Here is a 9,164-nt window from a genome sequence, read left to right as displayed (position 1 = left end):
TGAGCAGCCCGAGCGCGGTTCCCGTCCGCATGAACTGCTCGCAGACGCTCTGGTCGACGCGGTCGCCCGGTGCGACGAACTGCGTGGCCGGATCGACGAACTCGCCGCCGCCCTGCGAACTCCCGTGGAAGCGGGCGCCTTCGGCGACGACCGGATCGCGGAGACCCTGCGCGCACTGCGCGATAGCGATCTGGACACCGCGGATCGCGATCTGGTCGACCGGATCGGTGATCTCGCCACGCGCCTGAGGCATGCCCAGGAGGAGGTGCGCCGGATCACCGGGCGCATCGAATACGACCGGCTCGCGGGGGAACGCCAGGGCGTCACCCGGGAACGGGAATTCCTCCGGGCCAAGATCACCGACAGGGCGCGCAATCTCGGCCTGCTCGATCCGGCCGCCTGGGCCGATCTCGGGCCGGACGCGCGCGAGCAGATCATCCTGCGTCTGGACGAGGAGACCCGCTACGACTCGATAGAGGTCGGCGCGGGGATCGACGAGGTACCGTCGCGCGTCCGCAATCCGGTCGGCGACCAGGAGCGCCAGCATCGGCGGGACCTCATCCGCAAGCTCATCGCCCAGACCGCGGAGTTCGACGAACTCGGCGCCCGGCTGCGGGAGCTGGACCGGCAGATCGCCGGTATGGAACAGGACCAGGAGTTCCTGGACCGGCCCCGCCCCGCGGAGGTGACCGCCGAACTGGAACGTCTCGCGCGCGAACGCGCCGCCGAACTGCAGCGGATCAAACCGCGCCGGGCCATGCGCGACGATCTGGCCCGCCGGCTCGGGCTCGTGGCGGACGGCGACGATCCGGACACGCTGCTGGGTCCCGGCGAACTGGACGCGGTACTGCGTGACCTACGCGACGGCGCGTACCGGGATTTCCGCGCGGGCGAGCTGCGGCCCTCGCAGTATCAGCGCCGGCTGCTGCAGATCGACGCCCTGGCCGACGCGGCGCAGGACGTGAACGAGGCCCATCACCGGATCGGCCGTCTGCAGGACGAAATGGCCCGGGTGGCCGGAGTCTGGCGCGGTCTGGTGGAGGCCGAGGGCGGGCGGATGGTCACCGACCGTGTCGGTGTGGTGGAGGGCGACGAGCCCCGCATCATCGTGTTCGGGCCGCGCCCGGACCCGCAGCATCCACGCGCCGATCACGACGCCGCTCTCGAACGCGCGCTCCGTGAGAGCCTCGCCGCCGCGCAGGCCATGGTGCGCCCCGAGACCACCGTCGAGTACCGGCGTGTGCTCGCGGGCCGTGAGGACAACTGGCGGGTGGAGGAGATGGACCCGCCGGAGGTCGAGCGGATGAGTACCGGCTGGGTCGCGGGCCGTCGTCTCGATATGACGCGCTGGCGCGATGCCGCGGGAGAATGGCATCCGGTCGACCCGACCCGCCCCGGCTGGGAGACCAACCGCGACGCCCCGGAACTGCCGAAGAAATACAGCCAGAAGGATCTTCCGGACGGGGTGAGCGGCTGGGCCAGCGAGGATGTCATCAACGATATCGTCCTGCCCGGCGAGAACGTACCGGCCGGGAAGATCCCGGAGAGCACCCTGTCGGTGAACGCGCCGATGGCGCCGAGCCAGTACGACACCTCGGGTGTGGACCCCAAGGATCTCTTCTCCCAGCACTGGGGCGCGGACGCCTACAACGTGATGCGGCTCGTGCTCATGGCCGCGCTGGTACCCAAACATCCCGCGGTGAAGGCGTGGATCCAGCGGCATCCGGAGATCGGGCGCTGGGTGGAGGCGCGACCGTGGCTGCAGAAACTGCCACCGTTCGGGACGGTGTTCCGCGGGTACGAATGGTTCGCGCCCCCGGAGACCAATGTGCAGCCCATGCACCGGCGCTGGCAGGAGAGCGACCATATCCCGGCCACCGCGATGAACGAGATCCCGGCCGGGCTGCGCCGGGAGTGGGAGCGCGAGGCGCAGCGATGGGCCGAAGTGCAGCGGTGGGCCGACGAGGAATACGAGCGGTTCCTCGGTGACGACACCGATCTGGATCGGATCGCCGACGGGCTCGAACGATTCCGGGAAGATCAGCAGCGGGCGGCGGCCCGGGACTTCGTGGACCTGGTACGCACGCGGCTGGTCGAGGAACTCGGCGGTATCGACCCGCTCGGTGATGTACCGGCCCAGCTCGGGGCGATCGAGGCCGCGATCGACCGGGTCGCCGACGAGGCCGGTGATCGCTTCGCCGACGACGACCCGGAGTTGGTGCGCAATACCGTCGAACAGGTCCGGGAGATGTTGCTGGGCGTGGTCGACCCGGCCGATATCGTGCCGGGGGCCGATCCCGACGAGATCGTGCGACCCGTGGATCCCGACGAGATCGCCGCGCGGCTGGTCGGCCGGATGCGCGACGATATCCCGCATTTCACCCGCGCCGAACTCGAGCAGATCCGGAACCACCTGATGGTGGACGAGCACTGGGTGCGCGACGCCGACGATCCCGGTGGCGAGATGGTCCGGCGGCCGATGGATCGGCTCGCCGATATCGCCGAGGCCTGGAACCGGTTGCGGGCCGGCGAGCCGTTGCCCGCCGATCTGGTCCTGCTGCAGGACGCGCTGGCCGAGGCGCAATATCTCGCCGACCACCCGGACGCCACCTGGCAGGCCGCCAACACCTACGCCATCGGCCAGGGACACCACTGGGACGCCCAGCGCCCCCCGCTCACCGACTGGCGGGCCGGGCGCCGTTACGCCCTGCCGCCGCTGCAGCCGAACCCGGAATACCAGCGCCCGGAGCGCCGCGGGGAACCGCCGGCGGTCGCGGACGGCGACACCTTGGAGCTACCGGCCGGAGAGCAGCCGGGGGACACGCTGGAACTGCCGGCAGAGGAGCAGCCGGGGGACACCGTGCCGTTGCCGGGTGCCGAGCAGCCGGACGACACGCTCGAACTACCGGCCGGGGACCAGTCCGGGACAGGTGACGAAACCCCGCCCGGCGGAGCCGAATCCGACGCCGGCGGCCGTGACCCCGGCGACCCCGATCCTCCCGACGGCGGTGACCCCGGCGATCCGGACGGTCCTGCTGCCGGAGGCCCGGGTGGCGGGAAACCCCCGTCCCGCCCGCCCGCGCCCGCCCAGGGTGATCCGGAGCCTCCGGAGGGCAACGGACCGCCGCCTCCCGACGATCCCGGCGGGCCGAATGATCCCGGTGGTCCGGGAGTTCCGCCCGAGGGCGATTCCGGCGCTCCGGCCCATCGTGATCCGCTGGGTGACCTGGCCGCGTTCCTCCGGGATAGGGCCGAGTGGCCCGCGCAGCGCGACGCCGATCCGCCGACCGGCGCCCTCGCCGAGCACGCCCGGCGGCTGGCCGAGCACCTCGGGCTCGCGGAGGTCTTCGGTGAGCTGCGCGATCCACTCGCCGCGCTGGCGGAACTCGCCGAAATCGCCCGGGCCCGCGGCTTCCTCGACGATCTCGACGCCGGCGCGCGGATGCGCCACCCGGACGATTTCGCCGAGCTGTCCGCCCAGGAGCGCTACGGCGACGAACAGTACTGGCAGCACGAGGCCGATCCGGAACTCGCGGCGGCGATGCGGGCCGAACTGCTCCGGGCGGGGCTGCCGGTGGAAGACCCGCAGTTGCCCCCGGCAGCGGCGGACCCCCGCGCACCGGAGAGCACCGTCAACCGACCGGATGGCCACGCGGATCCCGATCGCGGCCACGAGGGAACCCCCGGCGAGCCCGCGCCGCGGGTGGAGCCCGTCACGGAAACCCGCGACCGGCTGGCCCGCCGTTTCGGCGCCGACGACACCGCGCTCGACCCCGACAACCTCGGCACGACGATTTCCGACCACCGCTACCGCATCCTGCTGCGGGCCGCGATGGTGGAGGCACTGGCCGCCGCCCAGGGGAGACTGGAGGCCGCGACCGACGCGGCGGACCGCGCCGCCCAGCAGCGTTCCCGCGACGAGTGGGCGCGACTCCTGGGCCTCGATCCGCGGATTCTGGACGGTGATCCGGCGGCCGCGGCGGCCCGGCTGCGGGCCGGAGTCGTCCGCGCCGCCGCCGACCTGGCGTCCCTCGCCGACAGTGCGGTGACGGCCCGGCAGCAGCCGGATTCCGGCGCGGCGGCCCCGGGAGAGACACGTCGCTACAACGTCGCGGTCGAGGGCGAGTGGGTGCCGGTGCGGCTGGTCGCCGATGACGCCGGAGGCTGGCGGGTGGCCGAAGCGGAGCGCGCGGACGCGCCCGCTGTGCCCGGTGAACCCGAAGCCCCCACCCGCCGTAAACCACTGCTGCGCCGGATCTGGGAATGGCTGCGCGATACCGGGTACACCGGCGAGACTCCGAAATACCCGTCCGGCTCCGGGATCGACAGCGCGGGCCAGTCGCTCCTCGGCGACGAGGCCGGATTGCCGCTGCGTAAGACCGAGGACCCGACTCCCGGCGTCCCGGGCGACGAGTACGAGGTCCTGCAGACCAAGTTCAACCCCGCGCGCATCCTCAAAGAGGGCGTCACCCTCTGGAAGAAACGGGAACTGCTGCCCTTCCTGCGGCGGTTCACCTCCCGGGTGGCCGACCCGAGCACCGATACCGTGCCGTTGCTCGACGAGGCCGGTGACGAGTACCGGTATTGGCTCGACGAGGCCGATCCCGATCTGGTGCGCCGGGAGCTGGGTGTCGAGCTGGACGATCTGAAAGCAGAGGCCCAGCAGGAGAATCCGTCGCCGCCGGGGGCCCCGGAAACCCGCGACCCCGCCGCCGGGCTCCCGCCGGCCGAGCCCGCGGGTGAGCCGGTGCCGCGGAGCGCGGGTGAGATCGCCGCGTGGGCCGATGAACTGGCGGCGGCCGCCGCGTTGCGCGACGAACAGGCGGCGGCGCTGGCCGCGGCGGCACGCGCGTTCGGGATCGATCTGGGCGACCCCACCCCGGAGAACGTCCGGCGGGTACGCGACCTGATCGAATACCAGCAGGCCCGGCGAATCGGTGCCCTCACCGGGCTCGCCGACGCGGCCCGCCGCTACAACGCCGAACACGCCGATATCCCCTACAGCGATCACGCGACCTTCTTCGACACCAACCCGCTGGCCCGGTTCCTGCGCGAGGTGGTGGCCACCTATCGCGAGCCGCACCGCGCCCCGGAGTGGCTGCCCGAAGCGCTGCGGCGGGCCTGGCCCGGCCCGGCCGATCTGCTCGGCTGGGAGGGGGTCAACAACGGCGGTGAGCCCACCCGCGATTGGGGCGATCTGTACGACAGCGATCAGCCGGGTCGTGACGACGGCCGCCGTGTGTACCTGGAGCGGGCCCTGCGCCGCGACCAGATTCGTGACGAACGGTCGGTCTGGGCCCAGATACTCGGCGATATCGACCTGGCCGCCCTGGACGCCGACCGGCTTGCCGATACCCTCGCCGACCAGCTGTTCCGGATCCAGGAGGCCGCCCAGCGTGTCGAGGATTTCGGCCGGCGGGCCGACGAATTCCTCCGGCGCGACGCCGAGGTCGACGAGCTCGCCGGTCTGATCGGCGATATGGCCGCCCAGGAATGGGTTTTCGGCCGGGACGGGGTCATGTTCGGCGATCCGCCGGGTATCGGTCTGCTGCCCGCCGACCGGCCGGGCGGCCCGATGCGACTGGTGGTCATCGACGGCCATCTGGACCACGATCGGGTGCTGGCCGACGCGCTCGCCCGCTTCCCGGATCTGGCCGCGGCCGTGAACGACGGCACCCTCGAGGTGCGGTACCAGGTCACCCGGGTGCGTCCGGGACCGCCACTGCCCGAAGGCGGCTACGGACCCGAGCGGATCACCGTCGCCGACGCGGGCGCCCCGCGGGTCCGGCATATCGCCGCCGATATCGACGGACGACACGTCGATACGACACTGATCGACGACGGTTCTGGCTGGCGCGTGGTCCCGGACGATCCGGCCGATCCCGATCCCGAGGCCGGCCGCCGTCCCGACCGGATGACCCGCGACGAAATCGTGGCCGCCGTCGACGAATTGCGGGAACGGCTCGGTATCACCGATGAGGACATGGCCGATCCCCGCCGCCTCGCCGAAGAACTGTCGACGCTGCGCGATCAGAACGAGCTCCGGGCCGCCCAACTCGAAGCGATCATGGACCACGCCCGCACCGCCTGGGATATCGACACCTACCACGCCGTCACCCGGGCCCGGGAAATCCTGGCCCATCGCCTCGACCCCGCGGATACCGTCGCGCTCACCCCGGCCGACGCGGCCCGCATCCTCGCCGATCCCGCGACCCCCGGCGCGCGCCGGATACAGCAGATCGCCGGGATGCTCTCCTACGCGCAGGAACTGGCGGCGCTGGACCGCGGCGCGGTGGACGCCGCGACGGCGCGGCTGGTGCGCCGCCTCGGCGCCCTCGACGACGCGGTCCGGGTGACCGGTCCCGCGGGTTTCGACGAAGCCGTGCGCTCCCTGGTGCACCGCCCGCATACCCGGGCGGACCTGGCCGGCGCCCTGACCGAATTCCTGGCGGCACTCGGGCAGGTCGATATCTTCGACTCGGGAACCCACGGCGACCGGGCGGTGGACCCGCGGGTGGGCCGCGCCGAGATTCCGGTGCACGAGAAAGCGGTCCGGCACCTGGTCGGTGTGATCGAGGACCTGCGTCATCTCGCCGACGCTCCGCACCGGATGGGTCTGCTGGAGGCGGAATCCGATCTGCTGCCCGCCACCGAACTCGGTATCGGACACGATTTCGCCCGCACCGTGGGCGTCGATGTACCACCCGCCGACCTCGCCCGCTGGGACGATGTCCTGGACCGGCATCGCCGCGGCGAGATCGGCGACGATGATCCCGAACTGGTTCGGGTGCGTGCGGAACTACAGCGCTGGAACGAGGTCTACGAGAAGTACCGTGACGGCCGCCTGGACCGGCACGAACGTCTGACTCCCGCCGAACTGGCCCAGGTACAGGCCGAATTGCGGGGCGAGGTCCGGCAGCGGGCCGACGATATCGCGAGACTGGCCGAACTCGCCGGTCACGCCGCCCGGCTCGACGCCGCCCGGCTGCGCGAAGAACTGGAACAGAACCGGGACCGCGCCCTCGCCGAGGTGGAGCGCGCCCGCGCGGTGCTGCCGCCCCCGCATCGGGATCTGCCGGTGGCGGAGGAGGATCTGGCGTCGCCCGAGGCCCTGGACCGACGGCTCGAGGAGTTGCGGGGCCGGACGATGCGGGTCGACGAGCAGGAACAGCGACTGCGGCGCATCGCCGAATTCGAGCACGCGGCGCGGCGGGTGATCGAAGCCCGAGCCGAACTGGACCGGATCGTGTCGGAACTCGAACGAGTCGCCGCCGACGACCCCGCCCTCGTACCCGGTGATCGCGACCACGACCGGCCGGAACCGGGGCCGGAGGCGGATCCCGAAGGCATCGAGGAAGGGCCCGCCGGCCACGACCGCCACGGTGCCGAGACACCCGAGGCCCGGCGCCGAGGCCAGGGCCCCGCGCACGAGGAACCCACAGCGGGCGACCGCGCGGAAGCCGAATCGGAATCGGCCGAACCCGCGCGGCCGGCCGGAACCGATCCGGACCCCGATCCCGGGGACGGCGATCCGGCCCGTGGTCCCGCCGGACCGTCGGGTGATACTCCGGACGGTGACGGCGCCGGGCACGGCGACGGCCCGAACACCCCCGGGGCACAGAACGGCCGGGACGAATCCGGACGCGGTCCCGGAGCGAACCGGCACACCGGCGGCGATCCCACACCACCGGCGGGCGCCGACCCGGCGGCGGGCAGGCGAATGGTGATGCCCCGCGGCTCGACCCTGCGGTCCCATATCCCGCACCGCCCCCACCCGTGGGATCCGGAGTTCCCGCCGCATTTCGAGAACGACCGCAAACCGTGGCCGGTACCGCTGCCCGACCTCCCCGAACAGCCGAATCCCCTGGAACCGCCCGTACCTCCGGAACCGCCGGTGCCGCCCGTGCCCCCGGTGCCGCCCGTGCCGCCGAATCCGCCGAATCCTCCGGTGCCTCCGGTGCCCCCGGAACCGCCGGTGCCTCCGGTCCCGCCCGTGCCTCCGGTGCCCCCGGTCCCGCCGGTGCCGCCGGTGCCTCCGAACCCGCCGGTGCCTCCGAACCCGCCGGTGCCTCCGAACCCGCCGGCGCCGCCGGTGCCTCCGGAACCGCCCGTGCCCCCGAATCCGCCGGTGCCGCCGGTGCCTCCGGAACCGCCCGCGCCCCCGAATCCGCCGGTGCCCCCGGTCCCGCCCGTGCCCCCGAATCCGCCGGTCCCGCCGGTACCCCCCGGCCCACCGACCCCACCCGAGTGGCCGGTACCTCCCGGTATCCCCGTCCCACCCGGTTGGTCACCCGTGCCGGGCCCGCCACCGGGACCGCCGTGGCCCCAGCCGCCCCAATTCCCCGGACCTCCGGCTCCCGGAGCACCGGATATCCCCGGACCGCCTCAGGTCCCGGGCCCGCCCCTGCCGAGCTATCCGGAGCCCCCGCTGGATCCGTACCCCGGCATCCCGGATCGGCCCGGGCCCCCCGCGCCCACGGACCCTCCGAACCTTCCGGGAGGCCCGCCGGGCCGGGAGCCGGGTGGTCCCGGCGAATACGGTCCGGGTGGTCCCGGAGCGCCCGGGTCGCAGAGCCCGCCCGGTGGTGCCCTACCTCCGGGTATGCCGCCGCCGATGATGCCCCCACCCGTCGGTGGTCTGCCGCCGGGCGGTTCGCCGGATCGCCGGCGCCCCCGTCGGGGCGGGCCGCAGGAGGGCCCGGCCCTACCGCCCGGAGCAGACGGAGACGGCGCCGGGCCGCCCCTGGTGGTGCGTCCGTTCGCCGGTTTCGGGGTGCCGTCGGAGTTCAACCCCGATACCGGTGCGTTGCAGGCCGCGCCCGGCAATCCGGGCCGGGTCGGCGGCTTCTACGGGGAGATCGCCGGCGTGCCCGTCGTGCTCTACCGCCGCCACGGCCGCCTGACGCTGCGGATCGGCGCCCAGACCGTCGACCTCGAACAGCCGGTTATGGTCGAGTTGGACACCGTCGCCTACCGGACCACCCGTTTCGCGCTGGTCCAGGGCGGTCACCGGCTGGGTGAACTGACCTACCGTTCACTTCCGGAAGAACTCGACTTCGGCGCGTATCTGCGGGATGTGCTCGCCGATCCGCAGCGGCGCGCGCAGGTGTTCGCGGAGTGAACAGGTGGGCACGCACCGGCGCGGGACGCGCGGAAGACCAGTG

General features: G+C 72.9%; 2 protein-coding genes. One reads left to right on the top strand and one right to left on the bottom strand.

Going from position 1 to position 9,164, the window contains the following annotated elements:
• On the bottom strand, nt 1–253 hold a 253-nt coding region (locus ACZ6SF_RS21160), incomplete at its 3' end, for a hypothetical protein (protein WP_466063875.1).
• A 12-nt stretch (nt 254–265) separates the two neighbouring features.
• On the opposite strand from ACZ6SF_RS21160, the gene ACZ6SF_RS21155 reads away from it, so the two are divergent.
• Nucleotides 266–9,121: a hypothetical protein gene (locus ACZ6SF_RS21155; RefSeq protein WP_466063874.1), complete on the top strand. Its 8,856-nt coding sequence runs from the start codon at nt 266–268 to the stop codon at nt 9,119–9,121.
• Nucleotides 9,122–9,164 lie beyond the last annotated feature (43 nt).

The organism is Nocardia sp. NPDC049935, assembly GCF_055586645.1.
This window is presented reverse-complemented; position numbering and strand designations above follow the sequence as displayed.